Source organism: Bradyrhizobium sp. BRP20 (assembly GCF_020194215.1).
GTDB lineage: Bacteria > Pseudomonadota > Alphaproteobacteria > Rhizobiales > Xanthobacteraceae > Bradyrhizobium > Bradyrhizobium yuanmingense.
The window spans coordinates 127,229-144,748 of record NZ_JADYVY010000005.1 but is presented as its reverse complement, the minus strand read 5'-3'; the positions used below and the strand labels follow the sequence as shown (position 1 = coordinate 144,748).

15 protein-coding genes and 1 pseudogene are annotated in these 17,520 nt (G+C 62.5%); 8 read left to right on the top strand and 8 right to left on the bottom strand.

Translation table 11 applies throughout. The features are described from left to right. Positions 1-78: 78 nt before the first annotated feature. The 4 genes from I6F33_RS14355 to I6F33_RS14340 all read right to left on the bottom strand — a co-directional run bounded on the left by I6F33_RS14355 (position 79) and on the right by I6F33_RS14340 (position 5,286). Positions 79-726, bottom strand: a complete 648-nt coding sequence (locus I6F33_RS14355; RefSeq protein WP_036041924.1) for an NAD(P)-dependent oxidoreductase — start codon at positions 724-726, stop codon at positions 79-81. 317 nt (positions 727-1,043) lie between these two features. After that, positions 1,044-1,973 carry an MBL fold metallo-hydrolase gene (locus I6F33_RS14350; protein WP_225143015.1) on the bottom strand — a complete coding sequence of 310 codons (930 nt, stop codon included), beginning with the start codon at positions 1,971-1,973 and terminating at the stop codon, positions 1,044-1,046. 96 nt (positions 1,974-2,069) lie between these two features. Then, a complete protein-coding gene (locus tag I6F33_RS14345; protein ID WP_225130245.1) occupies positions 2,070-3,287 on the bottom strand; it encodes an NAD(P)/FAD-dependent oxidoreductase in 1,218 nt (405 codons plus the stop codon). Positions 3,288-4,440: 1,153 nt separating this feature from the next. Further along, complete coding sequence (locus tag I6F33_RS14340; protein WP_225143218.1) at positions 4,441-5,286, bottom strand: AraC family transcriptional regulator; 846 nt, start codon at positions 5,284-5,286, stop codon at positions 4,441-4,443. 491 nt (positions 5,287-5,777) lie between these two features. Between I6F33_RS14340 and I6F33_RS14335 the strand changes: the two genes are divergently transcribed. Then, complete coding sequence (locus I6F33_RS14335) at positions 5,778-6,710, top strand: AraC family transcriptional regulator (protein ID WP_225143013.1); 933 nt, start codon at positions 5,778-5,780, stop codon at positions 6,708-6,710. A 27-nt stretch (positions 6,711-6,737) separates the two neighbouring features. On the opposite strand, the gene I6F33_RS14330 is transcribed toward I6F33_RS14335, so the two are convergent. Continuing rightward, complete coding sequence (locus tag I6F33_RS14330) at positions 6,738-7,598, bottom strand: catalase (RefSeq protein ID WP_225143011.1); 861 nt, start codon at positions 7,596-7,598, stop codon at positions 6,738-6,740. 192 nt (positions 7,599-7,790) lie between these two features. Beyond that, on the bottom strand, positions 7,791-8,036 hold the full coding sequence (locus tag I6F33_RS14325; RefSeq protein WP_109142908.1) for a hypothetical protein: 246 nt from the start codon (positions 8,034-8,036) through the stop codon (positions 7,791-7,793). 154 nt (positions 8,037-8,190) lie between these two features. On the opposite strand from I6F33_RS14325, the pseudogene I6F33_RS14320 reads away from it, so the two are divergent. Beyond that, positions 8,191-8,382 (top strand): annotated as a pseudogene (locus I6F33_RS14320) (type III glutamate--ammonia ligase); the annotation flags it as partial. A 14-nt stretch (positions 8,383-8,396) separates the two neighbouring features. Here I6F33_RS14320 and I6F33_RS14315 read toward each other — a convergent pair. Next, the gene (locus I6F33_RS14315; protein ID WP_249789893.1) at positions 8,397-9,500 is read right to left on the bottom strand and encodes a murein L,D-transpeptidase family protein; all 1,104 of its coding nucleotides are present in this window, start codon (positions 9,498-9,500) and stop codon (positions 8,397-8,399) included. Between I6F33_RS14315 and I6F33_RS14310 the strand changes: the two genes are divergently transcribed. Next, on the top strand, positions 9,440-9,928 hold the full coding sequence (locus tag I6F33_RS14310) for an energy transducer TonB (protein ID WP_225143009.1): 489 nt from the start codon (positions 9,440-9,442) through the stop codon (positions 9,926-9,928). The genes I6F33_RS14315 and I6F33_RS14310 overlap by 61 nt on opposite strands. Positions 9,929-10,057: 129 nt before the next feature. Here I6F33_RS14310 and I6F33_RS14305 read toward each other — a convergent pair whose 3' ends face one another. Next, positions 10,058-10,918, bottom strand: a complete 861-nt coding sequence (locus tag I6F33_RS14305) for a helix-turn-helix domain-containing protein (RefSeq protein WP_225143007.1) — start codon at positions 10,916-10,918, stop codon at positions 10,058-10,060. A gap of 211 nt (positions 10,919-11,129) precedes the next feature. Here I6F33_RS14305 and I6F33_RS14300 point away from each other — a divergent pair, with 211 nt between their 5' ends. The 5 genes from I6F33_RS14300 to I6F33_RS14280 are packed head-to-tail and all read left to right on the top strand — an operon-like array spanning position 11,130 to position 17,515. Continuing rightward, a complete protein-coding gene (locus tag I6F33_RS14300; RefSeq protein WP_225133261.1) occupies positions 11,130-12,707 on the top strand; it encodes an ABC transporter substrate-binding protein in 1,578 nt (525 codons plus the stop codon). Then, a complete protein-coding gene (locus tag I6F33_RS14295) occupies positions 12,704-13,705 on the top strand; it encodes an ABC transporter permease (RefSeq protein ID WP_225143005.1) in 1,002 nt (333 codons plus the stop codon). The genes I6F33_RS14300 and I6F33_RS14295 overlap by 4 nt, the downstream gene beginning before the upstream one ends. Beyond that, complete coding sequence (locus I6F33_RS14290) at positions 13,705-14,538, top strand: ABC transporter permease (protein WP_225143003.1); 834 nt, start codon at positions 13,705-13,707, stop codon at positions 14,536-14,538. Before I6F33_RS14295 ends, I6F33_RS14290 begins: the two co-directional genes overlap by 1 nt. Further along, the gene (locus tag I6F33_RS14285; protein WP_225143001.1) at positions 14,535-16,223 is read left to right on the top strand and encodes an ABC transporter ATP-binding protein; all 1,689 of its coding nucleotides are present in this window, start codon (positions 14,535-14,537) and stop codon (positions 16,221-16,223) included. Before I6F33_RS14290 ends, I6F33_RS14285 begins: the two co-directional genes overlap by 4 nt. Next, complete coding sequence (locus I6F33_RS14280) at positions 16,220-17,515, top strand: ArgE/DapE family deacylase (protein ID WP_225142999.1); 1,296 nt, start codon at positions 16,220-16,222, stop codon at positions 17,513-17,515. The genes I6F33_RS14285 and I6F33_RS14280 overlap by 4 nt, the downstream gene beginning before the upstream one ends. Positions 17,516-17,520: the final 5 nt, after the last annotated feature.

Here is a 17,520-nt window from a genome sequence, read left to right as displayed (position 1 = left end):
CTGACAGCTCTGCCAATTCACTCGCTTTCCGGCCGCCACCGGCGGAGATCGCGGTTTCACCGCAATTCGTCGCCAAACCTAGTTGCGCACCGTTATGGCCTTCTTGTATGTCGCGGGATCATCGAGGATCTTGACCAAATACTCGGCCACGTCCGCGCGGGTGGCTGTTGAGGTGATATTCCAGCGCAGATCGGTCCCGGCCTTCAGGTTTCCGCGAGCACGCTTGAATGTCAGCGTCGCCGGTCGAACGATCGTCCAATCGCAGTCACTCTCCCGGACAGCTGCCTCCTGCGCCTCCTTGTCTGCCATCACCTCCTTGAGTGCGAGCTTGACCATGAAGCCTGCGCCAAAACTCCCGGTGCGGTAGCTCTCACCGACACTCACCGAGCTCTCAACGATGAGTCGGCCCTGGCCTGGAGGCATGGCGGCCAGAATGTTCTTGGTTCCCACCGAGCAAACCGGGACACCGGGCTGGCGTCGACCCAGATCCTCCTTCGCCTGAGGTACCATCCCCAACGTGCAGATCACCGCATCCGCACCTTGGACCGCAGATGCCACCGAGGCTGCATCCATTGCATCGCCCTTGACGATTCTGAGATTCGGATGCGTCAAGGGCATGCGCTTTGGGTCACGGACAAAGGCGGTGACGACGTGACCCGCGGACAAGGCGGACTCAACGACGAGCCGTCCTGTCGACCCCGTTGAACCAAAGACAACGACGTTCATCACACTCTCCCATCGCGCGGCTGCGAGGCGCGATCGCCGTGCGGAGGGTCCGTGAAGCCAGCAGCATCTTTGCGCGGACACTCAGGTTGCGCCAGGGTCATCAACGGGAGCGCGCACTCACTGTGGTGTGGGACTTCCTCGACATGCATGTTCATGCAGAAGGCGCAGCCGTTGAGCTGCGAAGCACGCACGGTCTCGCGTTTCATCGAGGTCGAGCTCCAAAAGGATTTTGAGTGAGCGGGCCGCGCTCCGGCGCTGGTAGCGCGGCCCGTATCGAATGAAGCGCTTACGAGGCGTCTCTCGATCGAACTGTACGATCAGTAGTCCCAGAAGACCGGCACCCAGCGAAAGGCGTCGCCGTCGACTGCCACATGTCCGACGGACGGGAACGGCAGGTGAGTGGCCACCAGCAGTCCACCGGTCTCAGCCAGTTCCCGCAACAGACTGATACGAACGCGGGCCGACTCGTCGGGATCGTGTTCGAAGCCGTTGTACCAGTCGGGGTGCTCGAACCCGACCGCGAACACGAGGTCGCCGGCGAACGTCAGCCGGTCGCCGCCGGACGCCACGCGGACCACGCTGTGCCCGGGGGTGTGGCCGCCGGTGCGAGTGACGATCACTCCCGGTGCCACCTCGTACTGCTCCTCGAACGGCCGTAGCTGGCTGCGGTACTCTTTCACGAACCGCTTGGCGGTCGATCGAAGCGCGTCCGGGAAACCCGGCGGCATGGCGACGTGGGAGAAATCGGGCGCCTCCCAGAACTTGACCTCGGCGGCCGCCACGTGGATCCGCAGGTCCGGACGTAGCTGTTCCTTGACCCCTTCGACGAGCAGCCCACCGATGTGGTCCATGTGCATGTGGGTCAGCACCACGTCGGTCACGGACGCAAGATCGATGCCGGCGGCCTCCAGTCGCTTGATCAATTGCCCGGCGCGCGGCAAGTGCAAGTCCGGGTCGAGCCCAAGCCCAGCATCGACGAGTATGGTCCGGTCGCCGCTACGCACCACGACCACATTCAGCGCCCAATCGTAGGCGTCGGGCGGCAGGAACATGTCTTTCAGCCAGGTCGCCCGGACGGCCGGGTCGATGTTGTGTGCCAACATTGCGGTTGGGAGCGGTAGCACGCCGTCGCTGACGACCAGCACGTCAATGTCGCCGACCTGCACCGCGTAGCGCGACGGAACCAATTCGTTGGACCCCGGTCCACTGCGGTGTGAGGTGTTGGCTAAGCTCGTGTCGACGTCCATGCTCGATCTCCTGTTTCATGTTCAAGGTACTGGCTGATCTCGGTTGAGTTGGCCGCGCAGCCAGCGAGAAGCGGCGGCCCGTTTCGCGTGAAGCATCTAGAAGAAGCCACTCACGTCAGTCACACGCTCCGGATCGGCAGCGGCCAGCGCGGCGGCACGCTCGGGCTGCGGCGGATAGATCCAGACGGTGTTGATCTCCTGCTTGGTCTTCTTGGCGACCTCGCCGACCATCGCCACCTTGCGTTCCCAGCCAACGGTGAACAGCGCACCGGCTTCGCCGAGGTCGAGGCAGGTGACATAGCCCTTCTGGTGATAGGGCTTGGTCGGAACGCCCAGCAGTTCGGCGGCGGCGTTGTTGCCGGCAAAAGCGCCCATTCGCGTGGCGTGCTGACACGACATCAGCGCGTAATTGCCGATATCGTCGCTTGCGGCCCTGGCGGCATCGCCGGTAGCGAAGACACCTGGCACTGATGGCACGCGCAAATCCCGGTCGACCAGTAGGCGGCCGAAATTGTCGCGCTCGGCCGGGATCTGCTGGGTCAACGGTGCCGCGCGAATACCTGCCGCCCAGATCACGGTCTCGGCCTCGATGTGCTCGCCGTCGGAAAGCGTGACGCCGGATTCGTCCAGCGATGTAATGCCGGCGCCAAGCCGGGTCTCCACGCCGAGCTTGCGCAGGGCCTCTTCGATGACAGGACGGGGGCCTTCGCCCATATCAGGCGCGATCGCCTTGTTGCGGTCGACGATGATGACGCGCGTCTTGGCGTCCTTGCCGAGGATTCCGCGCAGTCGCGAGGGCATCTCGGTGGCCGCCTCGATGCCGGTGAAACCGCCGCCGGCAACGACAACCGTGTCACGCCCGTTCGCCGCCGGCCGTTTCGCCAGGCCGTGCAAATGCTTGTCGAGGGCAATTGCATCATCGAGCGAGTCGACGCTAAATCCGTGCTCGCTGAGGCCCGGAATGTTCGGACGGAATAGCCGGCTGCCGGTCGCCACCACCAGCCGGTCGTAGGAAAGGGTCTTCTTCGCACCCTTGGTGGCGACGATGCCCACCGTGCGGGATTTGGCGTCGATGGTTTCGGCGCTGCCTTGCACGTAAGTAACATCGACGGCCTTGAGCACATCCAGCAGCGGCGCCGTCAGGGTCTCGGGCTTCGGTTCGTACAGCCGCGGCCGGACCACCAGCGTTGGCTCTGGCGCGACCAGCGCGATCTCGAGCTCCTCGGGCGAAACGCCCTGGATATCGCGCAGGCGGGCTGCGGAAAGTGCGGCGTACATGCCAGCGAAGCCGGCTCCTATGATAACAAGTCGCATGTGATCTACTCCTTGGTTTGATTTTCTCGGTAGTGCACCGCCGCTTCTCTTTGGCGGCAAGCATCCTCCGATCGACGTCGACGCGAACAGGCGGACAGAAGACCGGCGGACCTATGGTAGGCAGTTCGGTTCCGAAGACATCGGCATGGGGTTTTCACAAGCCGCGCGGCAGCCTCCGAAAGGGGATGCCCAGCCACGGTTAAGGGTCACGGGCAAAGCTGGGCTCGGGCCCCAGTTCTGGTAGGGGAGCTGGGCGCCTACTTTGGACATGATGGAAATCACGGGACTGGTCCGTTGCACGGCCTGCGCTGGAATTTCCTCCCCCGCTGCTGAAGTGAAGCGAACTCCCAACGAAAGTCCGTACACGAGTGCGGTCACGAAGCCTTTTCGGCGTGAAGTGATTGCAAGCCGGTCGACCAAGTTCTTCCTGAGCATGTTGTCTCCGTCTGCTGGGGCGTGGGGCACCCTCATGATCTAGCGGACCGAAGATGCGACTGCGCCAGAGCGATTGCTGTACCTGCAGAGCGATTGCTGCTAACGCATGCGGCGTTGCGCTAGGGCTTTCGCCAAGCCAATCGCTGAACGCCACGGCGAGGGCGTACGAGACCGCGTAGCCGAGCTCCGCCGCCAGCGAAAAAAAACCATGCGTCGGCGACTTGCAGCATGTTCATGGTTATCGAGCGGTACTGTGGCGCAGCCGAACGGGCGGCGAGATCCCGGTGCTTTCCTTGAAGGCTCGGCAGAAGTGGAAGCTCGACAGGCCCGCCTCGCGAGTGAGACATCGGTATCGATGTCCGCGCAAGTGTTCGCCGGTGCGGCGGCATTGCCATCGGCGACAACGCGTCAATGACCGGCTGGATCGCGGTCCAAGAGATCGCAGGGGATGCCGTGCCGGACAACGCGCTCGACTGTTGTCTGCGGATTACAGCATCATGTTTCAAGAACCCGGGAATACCCATCGCGAGGTTGAGCCCGGTCGATGAGTGTCATCGTGCGAGAACGCGCCGCTCCAAATACCGCCGATATCCCACTCACCGCTAGAACCGCAGTGATGCCGTGGGGGAGAGCCATGGACGTGGTCGGCCATAAGTGCGACTGCGTCGTGGACATTTCCCGCTGTGGGGAAAAGCTTGTTACGGTAGAACGAATGCCGTCAACGCTTGTGACGTCTCCAGTCGCTTGGCGTTTCGCCGGTCAGTTTCTTGAATGCCGCGGCGAAGGCGGTCTGGGAGGAGTAGCCGAGGGCCGCCGCGATCGAGACGACGGATTCATCGCTATCGCGCAGCATGCTCATGGCCTGCTCGAGCCGGTACTGGCGCAGCCAGGCATGAGGCGAAAGCCCGGTGCTTTCCTTGAAGGCACGGCAGAAATGAAAGCGCGATAGACCGGCATCCGAAGCCAGCGCCGCGAGCGAGACGTCCGAATCGCTGTCCGAGCGCAAGCGGTCGGTGGCACGGAGCAGGGCCTTCGGCGAAAGCCCGCCCATTGTTGGCTGGATCGTCGTTGGCGAGCCGGTGTGCGCAGCCAGAAGACGCGTGGCCAGGAGGTCTATTAATTGGTGCCTGAACAGCGTATCCAGCGCCTCATTGCTCTCCAGGACATCCGTCGCGCTCAAGATCAATCGGGACGTAATGGGGTCGTGATGCGCCGTTCGCTCCACGAGGTCGATCGGTGTGGCGGTGTTGGCTTCGTCAGCGACGCGCTTGAGCACTGCGTGAGGAAGATAGAGCTGAACGACATCAACAGGTTTCGGAATATCCCATCGTGAGCTTGATCCTTCCGGAATGATTATCAATACACCGGGCCGAAACGTTCCGATCGCAACCGATCTGCCTGTCCGACGCTCCATGCGCTGCATCGAGCCGTTGTAAGCCATGATGACGTGATGGCTCATAGGCTCGACGACGTCGTGCAATGGCTCATGTTTCCAGTGAGCGATCGCGCTCCCAGAGGGGTCCAAAGCCATGCTGAGTGGTTTGGTGTGAAGCACGCGTGCCATCTCAACATCGGCAGGACGGCGGTCGGCAACCTGCAAATAACGCTGCTGCGCGCCGGAAGCGTCTGGCTGATTTTGTTGATGTGAATGATCGCGCAAGATTGGCTGGCTCATGAACCTGTCCTAGCTTCGAGGAGCATCGTTGAGCGTTCGGCGCGCGTTCTAAGCGGGTAGAGGCCCAGCGTCTTTCTCAAAACTCCCATGCTTTGCCTGATCTTGCTGTAAGCTGATGCTAGGTGCCCGCGCCGCGATTAAAGTCGCAATCAGCGCGGCGGACGGTGGCGGCTAGCTGCTGTCGAAATAGGCAGTCGACGCCGGAGCCGTCGTAAGCGGCAGCGAATGGACAAAATCGCTGACGTTCTCGAGCAGACATCGAGCTTTGTGTCACGAAACTGCCACGACGAAACTGGACGACCGTGCGCTAGCGTCAGATAATGGTTCACGAAACCACGTGCGGGCGCTTGTCAGTCCAACTTCGCTGAGAGAGTTATCCTATGACCCAGGCGAGCGCCTTCGGCCGGAAGCTCGGGCAGTTTTTGCACCTGAAGGATGCGCCGCCCTCGCTAATAACGAGGTCACTGCGCGGGGTGGAGCTCGCGGTCACCGAAACCCGGGATGACAATCCAGTGCCGGGTCTTTCCGGTTCCTTTACCGCGGAGGATGCTTTCGTCGTCAGCCTCAAACTTCACGATTATCCCGACTGCGAACTCTGGGAAAATGGCAAGTGCGTGATGAAAGCGGATGTTCCCGCGGGAGCGACCTATCTGTACGATCTCAAGCGCGATCCGCGCTACGTGATCGACAAGCCGTTCCACTCCCTGTTTTTCTATTTGCCGCGCTCGGCGCTCGACGGCCTCACTGAGCAGCCCCGCATGCCGCGCGTCGGTCAGCTTGCCTGTGAACTCGGCGTAGGCCATGACGACACGGTCGTCCGTCATATCGGCGCGTCATTGCAACAAGCGCTGCGTCGGCCAGACGAGACGAACCAGCTTTTCATCGATCACATGATGCTCGCGCTCACCGCACACGTCGCCCAGGCCTACGGCGGGCTACGTCCCTGCACTGAACCGAATCGCGGCGGTCTTGCGCCGTGGCAGGTCAACCGCGTCTGCGAAAGGCTGGAGTCCGATCTCGGCGGAAAGCTTTCGTTGCAGGAAATTGCGGCCGAGTTCGATCTTTCGATCAGCCACTTTTCGCGCGCGTTTCGCATCTCCACCGGCCTGCCGCCGCACCAGTGGCTGCTGCGCCAGCGTGTGAAGGCGGCCAAGCAACTGATGACGGTTCGCGACCTGTCGCTGTCGGAAATTGCAATATCGGCCGGGTTCGCCAATCAAAGCCACTTCACGAGGGTGTTTTCGTCTGTGGTCGGCGTCAGCCCGGGAACGTGGCGCCGCGAGGCGCAGGGTGCACCGGAAAGCGAGAAGTGATCGGAGCCCCGGCAGAAGCCTTTTCGCTCAGCGACGCGTTGCCTGCGAGATAGCGTAAGCGGCGCGACGCACCGCAAACATCTCGTCCAACGGATGACCGATTCCTTCGGCCAGAGTTGCCGGATTGAACACGGGTTCGTCGCAGGCATCATTTTCTTCGACACCAGTGATCACGATCGTTCCCAGCCGTACCGCTTCGCGTCCGTCCTCATCGGGCCATCGGACGGTCACGTCCATGACCGGGTCGCCCGGACGGTCCAGCAGCGCCATCACACTGAACCTCATATCGCGAGCCGCGATCCGGGATTCGAGGTCGTGCAGCAGCTCGGTGGGTTTTGCGTTGGCTGCGGCCCTGCGCCTCGCCGCCTGTTCGCCGACTGGCGTGACCTTGAACTTGATGAACCTTGTCTCGCCTCTTGAATTGGTCGCGGGAAACGCGTGCACGCCCCAATAGGTTGTTGAGGCAAAGCTTACGGCAGGCGGATGCGCGGCGATGTAGCTCCCCTGATGCAGCGTCTCGGGATTGGCAACTGAAAATGTCTCGACCATTTCCAGATCCGGCTTGCCGTCGGATCCTGGGGTACGTGCTCGAAGGAAAGCCAGCATCTGGTCGGGGGTCCTCGCGAAATGAACCGGGGCACTCTGGGTTAAAATATCCGAGCGCTCGCCATCGCTGCCAAGCCGGAAGCTGAATCCGCGCAATAACAGGTAGTTGGTGTCTGGGCCTTCCGCCACCGAGAAGCGCGCCAGGAGGCGCGAAGGCTTGGTGAAGCTACAGGATTTCGTGATCTCCTTCGCCTGGTCCGATGGGGTATAGGTGCCGCGAACGCATCGGCCATTGGCAAAGCTCGCACGTGACTTTGGCGGAAGGCCGGCAACCGTCTTCATGGCGGCGACTATGGATGCGGAGCCGGCAAGGCCGCGGGGGAACTTGGGCAGGACGGGACCTCGTGATCTAGAGTTGGTAAAGTTCTTGGGCAGGACAACTTGGGCGTCTTTCCCGAATCCTTCCCGCCTTGTCCGTTTCTGCGACAAAGCTTGCCGACGGCAGCATCCCCGATGCGTACCGTTCGCAGGACCTCAGTTCGCTTCTGGTCCGGCGAACTTTGGCCAAGGCTGATGCTTGGCCCGCCATTTCGGGCCAGGGCCACGCATGTAGTGCAGCTCGGGCCGGTAGCTATCGCGTAGGTCCAAAAACAGGTTCTGAAGAATGCTGGCGATGTCGGACACGGTCACAGCCGCCTTCGAGAAAAAAACAGACTTTGCGGACCAGCGCGCAGAAGCCGGTGCGATCACACGAGGACTGACAATGTTTTTCCAGATCATCGTTTTTCTCCGTCCGCTTGGATGTCGGCCGATGATTTAGCGGATCGGGTCTGCTGCTGCGCCAGAGCGATTGCCGTACCTACAGAGCGATTGCTGCTAATGCATGCGCCCGGCCAATCGGTCGGGCCTCCGCAGGTTCCGCGAGACCTTCAGGCACACCGTGACCTCGGCCAAGCGGCTCCCGATGAATCTGCTCGATGCCTTGCGAGCGGTCGAACATTCAAGCGTGCTGCGGGATCATCTCGGGGAGTTCGTACCCGCCTATCTCAAGCTGAAGCATGAGGAGTGGAACGACTACGCACGCCATCTGACCCAATGGGAGCGAGACAACACTCTGGACTGTTGAGTCGCAACAGGTGTTCAGCACTGGCGCGATGGGAAGCCGGCACGCGCCGTATCACACATAGACGATCTGGAGGACCAGGTACCAAACCATTTGCTCGTCAACGAACCATCATTGTCGGTCCAGGGGATCGGTGGCAATTGCGGCAGGTAGGATGCATATGGCATCACTTTCGCAAGCGTCACCCTGCCCGGGTACCGTGCGAGAAAAGCCTTGTTCATTCCGCCGTCGAATCCGCTGTAGATCGGGGCAACTGGCACGTTGTCTTCAAGCAATTGTGCGTACGCGCGCTCGTCGGCGCGCCGTTTTTCCAGCGCCCTTCGCGCGATTTCGGGATTGACGACAAAGGGAGGGCATTTCTCGATCGGATTGAACACGAGAGGGTGCGGCGAACTCGGGGAAGGTTGCGCATCGAACACATAGCGGCGGTTACACACATCCACTTTGGGTTCGAGTTGTGTCGTCTCGAAATGATCGTTGCCGACCTTGAGCATTTCCCAGAAGGGCAGGTTGGGATTGTTTCGATGGCGCGCCAGATTCACCGGTGTCAGGCGAAACGGATAGGCCTGGACCTGGAACGATGTTCGGTCGCCGCGGAATGAGTCACGCGCCAGCGAATAAATCTCGCTGATCTGCTCGTCCGTCATGGCATAGCAACCGCTCGACCAGCAGTCGCCGTGGATCATGAGGAAGCTGCCGTTTCGCTTGTTTGCCCTGTCGAAGCTGTTCGGATAGCCGAGGTTGATCGAGAGATAGAAATTGGAGTTGGGGTTCATCAACTCAGGCGTAACTGTATAAAACCCTTCCGGAGCCTGTCGGTCGCCCTCGTACAATTTCGGCCCGAGATCGCCCGACCACCGGCAGATCGGATAGGTCTTCAGCAATTGGAAACGGCCGGCCGTGTCCTGCTTCCAGACTTCGAGCTCTGCCTCGTCCTTGAAAAGACGCACAAGGATAGGGGAATATTTCGGCATCTTCTTCTGTTCGAGCAGCGCGAGCAGCTCGGCCGGCAATTCCTGCGTCGCCTTGGCGGGCAACGGCTTGCTGCTTTCGCCAAAGCATGTGGCAGGTGCTAAGGCAGCGGCAAAAGCCGCCGCCAGCACAATTGCGTGTCGGACCATGGCGCGTATCACTGCTGTACCTCTGGCCCGCCGCGCGCCGCTATTTCTCAAATCCGACGAACATCGTAGCCTCCTCGACCGACTTCCGCTCCGACACCATCGCATTCGCCGGAAAAGTCTATTCATTCTACCCCCGATGTCGCCGAACCACCGGACGCTGTTTCAGCAGTTCGACGCCGCGCCGGCAAGCACGCGAAGGCGCAACACAAGTCGTTCGATTGCAATACTATGGATCAATCGGACGACATCGTCTACGGAGTGAACGACCTCGAGGCAATGTGCTCTCCGCAAGCCTCGCCGGTTCGGCAGGCTCAGCTGAACTCGACCGAGAGGTGATCGCGCTGGTGCACCGTGCCTCGCCGGTACCGGCACCTTCGGCAGGCGCCAGGCGATCCATCACGGCGCCTGTACGCTTCAGCACGCGATGACACATCATGGTTCTGCTGCAAGATGGTCCCCGCTACGGGCGAACGCACGTGCTGGCGCGACCACCTTTACTACAAGATGGCTGTCTCGGCGCGGCTTTCATCTCGACGAACCGGCGTCGTCGCTAGCGACTAGCGCAGCACGACTTCTTGATCTGTCCAGCGAAGATAATGCCGCGGTGCAGCGCCTAGCTCGCGCTTAAACATGGCGGCGAATGCGCTCGGGCTGTCATAGCCCACGTCCAGCGCTACGCATGTGACGGGTTCGCCTGCGCCCAGGCGTGCCAAAGCTTCCAGGAGCCGCACGCGTTGTCGCCACACTGAAAAGCTCTGACCGGTCTCGCGGCGGAACAGCCTCGTCAGCGTTCGCCGGCTGAGGCTGCATTTGTCTGCCCAGTCGTCGAGCGTGAGGTCCGAGGAGGGGTCGCCAAGCACTGCCTTACAGATCGCCGCAAGGCGGGGGTCCGGTGGCACCTGCACGTGAAGCGTCACCTCCGGCATGTGTGAGATCTCGGCGAGCAGGAGTTCGAGAAGCTTGCCGTCGCGTCCGTCCTGGTCGTAGGTCTGCGGCATCCGCACCGCCTCGTCCATCAGGGCTTCGACGAGCGAGGATGCACGAATCAGGCGGCACGTCTCCGACGTTCCTCGTCGGCGATCAGGCGTGACATAGATCGTCTGGGCCTCGACTTCACCCCAGGCGCGCGACTGATGTACAACGCCAGCCGGAATCCATAAACCATGCCCGGGTGGAACCACAAAATGACCGCGCTCGGTCATCATCGCCGTGACGCCGGTGATCTGCAGGATGAACTGGTCGCGCCGATGCGCGTGCCGCGTGCTGGTGCTCTCGTTCGGATAAGTTGCGGTCATCGCGGCGACCGGCCGCGCGATCGCCTGAAGTTGTCCGGCATAGTTGGCGGCCGCTGCGGGGCCCTCCTGTTTGCTGCAGGTGCGCAATTCGCCAGTCACATCTCGCCGCGCTACGACTTTCACGTGTCGTGAACTCCCGATCCAAGTCCTTTTCTGCAAGGCTCTTATGCATCTTCCGGGCCAGATATGGCCCGATCGCGATGGTTCTTGTCCCCGATCAGGTAGCGCGGGACAGGGCGTTTGGCAACAATGCTCGCGCCGGCCAGATTCGTCAAAGCCGAATACGGCGTCTGGCAAGGTCCTTCTCACGCCGATATGCGACACGGAGAGCTCGATGAACAGACGCGAATTCACCCAGGCCATGCTGGCCGCCGGCGCCGCTATCCCCTTTGGCATCACGCGAGCGGCCGGCCAGACCCGCGGTGGAACACTCAACACCATCATCCAGCCCGAGCCGCCGCTGCTGGTCACCGCCTTCAACCAGCAGCAGCCGACGCTGACGCTCGGCGGCAAGATCTACGAGAGTCTTCTCAAATATGGCGCTGACCTCAAGCCGATGCCGGGCATGGCGCAGTCCTGGGAGATTTCGCCGGACGGGCTGACCTATACGTTCAAGCTGTTTCCCAACATCACCTTCCACGACGGCAAGCCGATGACGTCCGAGGACGTCGTGTTCAGCTGCATGAAGGTGTTGACCGAGACGCATCCGCGCGCGCGGCAGAATTTTGCGCGCGTCGCTTCGGCCGAGGCGCCCGATCCGCTCACCGTCGTGTTCAAGCTGAAGCAGCCCTTTGCGCCGTTCCTCGGCTGCTTTGACTGCACTTCGGCGCCGATCGTGCCAAAGCACATCTATGAAGGCACCGACTACCGCAAGAACCCGCTGAACGACAAGGCGATCGGCACCGGCCCATTCAAGCTGAAGGAATGGGTGCGCGGCTCGCATGTCCATCTGGTGCGCCATGAAGGATACTATCTGAAGGACCAGCCGCACCTGGATGAGATCATCTACCGCATCATCCCGGATTCGGCATCGCGCGCGCTGGCGCTGGAGAACGGCACGGTGCAACTCGCGCAATGGACCGACGTCGAGTTCTTCGACGTGCAGCGCTTCAAGGCGCAGAAGAACCTCGAAGTCACCACCAAGGGCTATGAGTATTTCGCGCCGCACCAGTGGCTCGAGATGAACAACCGCATCGCGCCGATGAACGACAAGCGCTTCCGGCAGGCGGTGATGCACTTGATCGACCGCGATGCGCTCGCCAAGCGGGTCTATTTCGGCAGCGCCAAGGTCGCGACCGGCCCGATCTCGTCCAAGACGAAATTCTACGACGGCAAGGTCAAGCGCTACGACTATTCGATCGACAAGGCCAAGGCGCTGCTCGACGAGATGGGGCTGAAGCCCGACACCAACGGCAAGCGCGCTGAGATCAAATACATCGTGCCGCCTTACGGCGAATCCTATCAGCGCGCCGGCGAGTTCTTCCGCCAGAGTTTTGCCCGCGTCGGCATTGATCTCGTCCTCGTCGGCACCGACATGGCCGGCTGGGCCGAGAAGGTCGGCAACTGGGACTATGAGATGACCCAAAACCTGCTCTACCAGCTCGGCGATCCCGCGCTCGGCGTCTCCCGCACTTACGTGTCGTCGAACATCAAGAAAGGCATCCTGTTCTCGAATACCGAAGGCTATTCCAACCCTGAGGTCGACAGGCTTTTCGACGAGGCCGCGGTCACGCTCGACGAGGCCAAGCGACTGGAGCTTTATTCCAAGGTGCAGCAGATCCTGGTCGAGGACGTGCCGGTCGCCTGGACGCTGGAGCTCGAATATCCCATCATCTACGACAAGGCGTTCAAGAACATCGTGTCGACCGGCATCGGCTCGCACGAAACCTTCGGGTCGGTCTACAAATCGTGATCCGTCTCGGCAGCGTGGCGACGATCGGGCTGATGGCACTGAGCCGGATTGTCCAGCTCGTCGCCGTCATCCTCGTCATCGCCACTTTCAACTTCGTGCTGGTGCGGGCCGCCCCTGGCGATCCCGCCCAGGTCATGGCCGGCCAATCCGGCGCGTCCGATCCGAAGTTGCTGGAAGATCTGCGCAAGGAATATGGGCTCGACAAGCCCTACGCCGTGCAGCTCGCAAGCTATCTCGGCCGCGTCGTCAGGCTCGACCTCGGCTATTCCTACCGCCAGCGCCGCGCGGTGGTCGATCTCATCCTGGAACGGCTGCCGGCGACGCTGCTGTTGACGGTGACGGCCTTCTGCCTCGCGCTGCTGATCGGCACGACCCTTGGCGCGCTCGCGGGGCTGGCGGCGGGCAGCGTGCTCGATACGGTCTTCACCGTGCTGTCGCTGGTGCTTTATGCGACGCCGGTGTTCTGGCTGGGGCTGATGCTGGTGCTGGTCTTCTCCGTGACACTCGGCTGGCTGCCGCCGTTCGGTTACGAGACCATCAACGTCAAGCTCTCGCCGCTGGAGCATGCGCTCGACATCGCCAAGCACATGATCATGCCGGTGACCTCGCTGGCGGCGATCTATCTCGCGATCTATGCCCGGCTGATGCGGTCCTCGATCATCGAGGTCGCCCAGCAGGACTTCATCAAGACCGCGCGCGCAAAGGGCCTGTCCGGGCCCAGCATTGTGGTCGGCCACATGCTGCGCAACGCGCTGGTGCCCGTCGTCACCGTCGCCGGCATGCAGGCCGGCGCGCTGGTCGGCGGCGCCGTGGTCATCGAGACGGTGTTCGCCTGGCCGGGTCTCGGCCGGCTGACCTTCGATGCGCTGCTCCAGCGTGATTATCCCGTGCTGCTCGGCATTTTTCTCATTCTGTCGATCGTGGTCATCGTGCTCAATCTGCTGACCGACCTGATCTACAGGCTGATCGATCCCCGCATGACGACAGGAGCTGCGTGATGGATGCGGTTCGCGCCTTCCTGCGTCATCCTAGCGGCATGGTCGGCCTCGTCGTGCTGCTTGTCGTGGTCGTCATCGCGCTCATCGCGCCCACCGTCTTTCCGGTCTCGCCCTGGGAAATGGTCAGCGCGCCGTTCACGCCGCCCGGCGAGGACGGCCTGCTGCTCGGCGGCGACACGCTCGGCCGCGACGTTGCGGCCGGCGTCGCCTATGGTGCCCGCGTGTCGCTCGTCATCGGCATCGCCTCGGCCATGGCGGCGATGGTGATCGGCGTCACGATCGGCGCAATTTCCGGCTATTTCGGCGGCAAGGTCGATCTCGTGCTGATGCGGGTGACCGAGCTGTTCCAGACCATCCCCGCTTTCGTGCTCGCGATCCTCTTGGTCGCGACCTTCAACCCGTCGCTGCTGACGATCATCCTGACCATCGGCGCCGTGAGCTGGCCGCCGCTGGCGCGCCTCACCCGCGCCGAGTTCCTGCGCCTGCGCAATCGTGAGTTCGTCGAAGCCGCGCTGTGCCAGGGCGAGAGCACCTTGCAGATCGTGCTCGGCCATATCCTGCCCAATGCGATCTCGCCGATCCTGGTCGTGACCTCCCTGACGGTCGCCACCGCCATCCTGCTCGAAAGCGCGTTGTCCTTCCTGGGCCTCGGCGATCCCAATCTGATGTCCTGGGGTTTCATGATCGGAGCTGGCCGCACCGTCATCCGTAATGCCTGGTGGATGAGCGTGTTTCCGGGGCTCGCGATCCTCATCACCGTGCTTGCCATCAACCTGTTCGGCGAAGGTCTCTCCGATGTGCTCAATCCGCGTGTATCGAGGCGCCGGTCATGAGCGACGCCGTGCAAGCCAAGGCACCCGTTCTGTCGGTCGAGGGGCTCTCGATCGCGCTGCCCGAAGGCGGCGATCGCCCGTTCGCGGTCGAGAACGTCTCCTTCGAGGTCAAGCCCAACGAGGTCGTCTGTCTCGTCGGCGAGTCCGGCTCGGGCAAGTCGATGATCGCCCATGCGGTGCTGTCGCTGCTGCCGAAGAGCGTCAATATTGCCGCGGGCGCCGTGACTGTCGCAGGACAAGATCCGGCAAAGCTCGACCGGCAGGCGCTGCGCCGCCTGCGCGGCGGCGAAGCCGCGATGATCTTTCAGGAGCCGTTATCCTCGCTGAACCCGCTCAAGCGGGTTGGCAGGCAGATCGAGGAGATGATCCTCACCCATCAGAAGCCGATGCCGTCGACAATTGAGGTGCACGAACGCGTGCAGCAGCTCCTGACGCAGGTCGGGCTGCCAAATCCAAAGCTGCTTGAGAAGAGCTATCCGTTCGAGCTGTCCGGCGGCCAGCGCCAGCGCGTCATGATCGCGATGGCGATGGCCAACCGTCCGGCACTCCTGGTCGCTGACGAGCCGACCACAGCGCTCGACGTCACCACCCAGCGTCAGATCCTGCGCCTGATCGACGATCTCCGACGCGACCGCGGCATGGGCGTGCTGTTGATCACCCATGATTTTGGCGTCGTTGCCGATGTCGCCGACCGCGTCGTGGTGCTTCGTCACGGCAAGGTGGTGGAGCAGGGGACGGTCGAGGAAGTCCTGCGCAGTCCTAAGGCTGACTACACCCGCGAGTTGATCGATGCCGTTCCGAAGGCGCGGCTCGACGAGATCCGCCGCACCGCGGTCCATCCTACACCGCTGCTCGAAGTCATCGGTCTTGAGAAGGCATTCCGGGTCAAGCGCGGCCTGTTGCAGCCGCCGCGCGAGGTCGTCGCGGCCGACGGCATCTCGCTGACCTTGTACGAGGGCGAGACGCTCGCCGTCGTCGGCGAATCCGGGTCCGGCAAGTCGACGCTCGGGCGCATGATCATGCGTCTGACCGAGCCGGATGGCGGTGCCATCCGCTTCAACGGCCAGGATCTGCGCCAGCTCCGCGGCGAGGCGCTCCGCCAGGCGCGAAAACAGCTCCAGATCGTGTTCCAGGATCCGTTTGCGAGCCTCGATCCGCGCCAGAAGGTCGGCGATGCCATTGCGCGCGGACCAATGGCCTTTGGCACGTCGCGCACGGAAGCGATGGAGCAGGCGAGAAAGCTGCTGGTGCGAGTTGGCCTCAACGCCGTCGCCGCCGATCGTTATCCCCACGAATTCTCTGGGGGCCAGCGCCAGCGCATCTGTATTGCGCGCGCACTGGCACTCAAGCCGCGCGTGCTCATCGCCGACGAAGCCGTGTCGGCGCTCGACGTTTCCGTCCAGGCTCAGGTGCTGGCGCTGCTTGCCGAGCTCCGTCAGGAGATGAAGCTCGCCATGATCTTCATCACCCACGACCTGCGGATCGCCGCGGAGATCGCCGACCGCGTCATCGTGCTCCAGAAGGGGCGCATCGTTGAAGAGGGCGCGACCGCGGACGTTTTCACGGCCCCTCAAGCTGCCTACACACGCGAGCTGCTCGATGCGATCCCGGGCCGCGATTTCTTCGACCAACCGGGCTTTGCCAGCGTGACCGGCACACTAGCGACAGCAAGGATGAGTTCATGACCGACAGCCGTCCCCTTCCAGCCGGCGCGCGCGAGCGCATCGAGGCCGCTGTGGATGCCGCCTTCGACGAGCAGATCGACACCACGATCGCGTTCACGGCGATCCCGAGCACGCGCGCGGCGGAGGCGCCCTGTCAGGACATGTTCGCAAAGCTGTTGCGCGATCGCGGCTACGAGGTCGATGACTGGGTCATCAACCAGGACGATCTGAAGGCGCTGCCGGGCTACGGGCCGGTCGAGACCGACTTCTCGCGTGCCCGCTCCGTTGTCGGCACCTTCCGGCCGGCCAGGGAAGAGGGCCGCTCACTGATCCTTCAGGGCCATTGCGACGTCGTGCCGGCAGGTCCGCTCGACATGTGGGAGCGGCCACCGTTTCAGCCGGTGGTCGAGAACGGTTGGCTCTATGGTCGCGGCGCCGGCGACATGAAGTCCGGTACAATCTCGGCGCTCTACGCGCTCGATGCGATCAAGGCCGCGGGCTACAGGCCCAAGGGCCGCATCCACCTGCAATCGGTGATCGAGGAGGAGAGCACCGGCCTCGGCGCGCTCTCCACACTTCAGCGCGGCTATCGTGCCGATGTCTGCATCCTGCCCGAACCGACCGACGAGAAGCTGATGCGTGCCCAGGTCGGCGTGATCTGGTTCCGCCTGAAAGTGCGCGGGATACCAGTCCATGTCGCACGCGCCGGCACCGGCTCAAATGCGATCAAGGCTGCAATCCACCTGATCCAGAAGCTCGAAGGTCTCGAGGCCGAATGGAACGAGCGCGCGAAGGCGCACCCCTCGTTCAAATCGGTCGAGCATCCGCTCAACTTCAATCCTGGAATCATCAAGGGCGGTGACTGGGCCTCCAGTGTGCCCGCCTGGTGCGATGTCGATTGCCGCATTGGTGTGCTGCCCGGCTGGAAGATCGCCGACGCCCAGGCCGAGATCGTGGATTTCGTCGCCAAGGCGGCGCGCTCGCATCCATTCCTCGCCAACAATCCGCCGGAGATCGTCTGGTCCGGCTTCCTGTCGCCGGGCTACGAGGCGACGGAGATTCAGGAAAGCGAGGCGGTTCTCGCTCCGGTCTACGAGCATGTGTTCGGCCGCAAGCTGACCAGCTTCTCGTCAACCGCACTGACCGATGCGCGCTTCTATGGTCTCGATTTCGGCGTGCCTGCGTTTTGCTTCGGCGCCACGATGGAAGGCGCGCACGGCTTCAACGAGCGCGTCGATCTCGCCTCGGTCAAGCGCGTCACCAAGGCGCTTGCGCTGTTCACCGCGAGCTGGTGCGGCATCGAGGCCAATTAGCCGAA

Excerpts from the sequence above, each read along its gene's own strand:
- I6F33_RS14355 (WP_036041924.1), bottom strand. The coding sequence starts at position 726 with ATGAACGTCGTTGTCTTTGGTTCAACGGGGTCGACAGGACGGCTCGTC.
- I6F33_RS14350 (WP_225143015.1), bottom strand. The coding sequence starts at position 1,973 with ATGGACGTCGACACGAGCTTAGCCAACACCTCACACCGCAGTGGACCG.
- I6F33_RS14345 (WP_225130245.1), bottom strand. The coding sequence starts at position 3,287 with ATGCGACTTGTTATCATAGGAGCCGGCTTCGCTGGCATGTACGCCGCA.
- I6F33_RS14340 (WP_225143218.1), bottom strand. The coding sequence starts at position 5,286 with ATGGCACGCGTGCTTCACACCAAACCACTCAGCATGGCTTTGGACCCC.
- I6F33_RS14335 (WP_225143013.1), top strand. The coding sequence starts at position 5,778 with ATGACCCAGGCGAGCGCCTTCGGCCGGAAGCTCGGGCAGTTTTTGCAC.
- I6F33_RS14330 (WP_225143011.1), bottom strand. The coding sequence starts at position 7,598 with ATGAAGACGGTTGCCGGCCTTCCGCCAAAGTCACGTGCGAGCTTTGCC.
- I6F33_RS14325 (WP_109142908.1), bottom strand. The coding sequence starts at position 8,036 with ATGATCTGGAAAAACATTGTCAGTCCTCGTGTGATCGCACCGGCTTCT.
- I6F33_RS14310 (WP_225143009.1), top strand. The coding sequence starts at position 9,440 with ATGTGGCAGGTGCTAAGGCAGCGGCAAAAGCCGCCGCCAGCACAATTG.
- I6F33_RS14315 (WP_249789893.1), bottom strand. The coding sequence starts at position 9,500 with ATGGTCCGACACGCAATTGTGCTGGCGGCGGCTTTTGCCGCTGCCTTA.
- I6F33_RS14300 (WP_225133261.1), top strand. The coding sequence starts at position 11,130 with ATGAACAGACGCGAATTCACCCAGGCCATGCTGGCCGCCGGCGCCGCT.
- I6F33_RS14290 (WP_225143003.1), top strand. The coding sequence starts at position 13,705 with ATGGATGCGGTTCGCGCCTTCCTGCGTCATCCTAGCGGCATGGTCGGC.
- I6F33_RS14285 (WP_225143001.1), top strand. The coding sequence starts at position 14,535 with ATGAGCGACGCCGTGCAAGCCAAGGCACCCGTTCTGTCGGTCGAGGGG.
- I6F33_RS14280 (WP_225142999.1), top strand. The coding sequence starts at position 16,220 with ATGACCGACAGCCGTCCCCTTCCAGCCGGCGCGCGCGAGCGCATCGAG.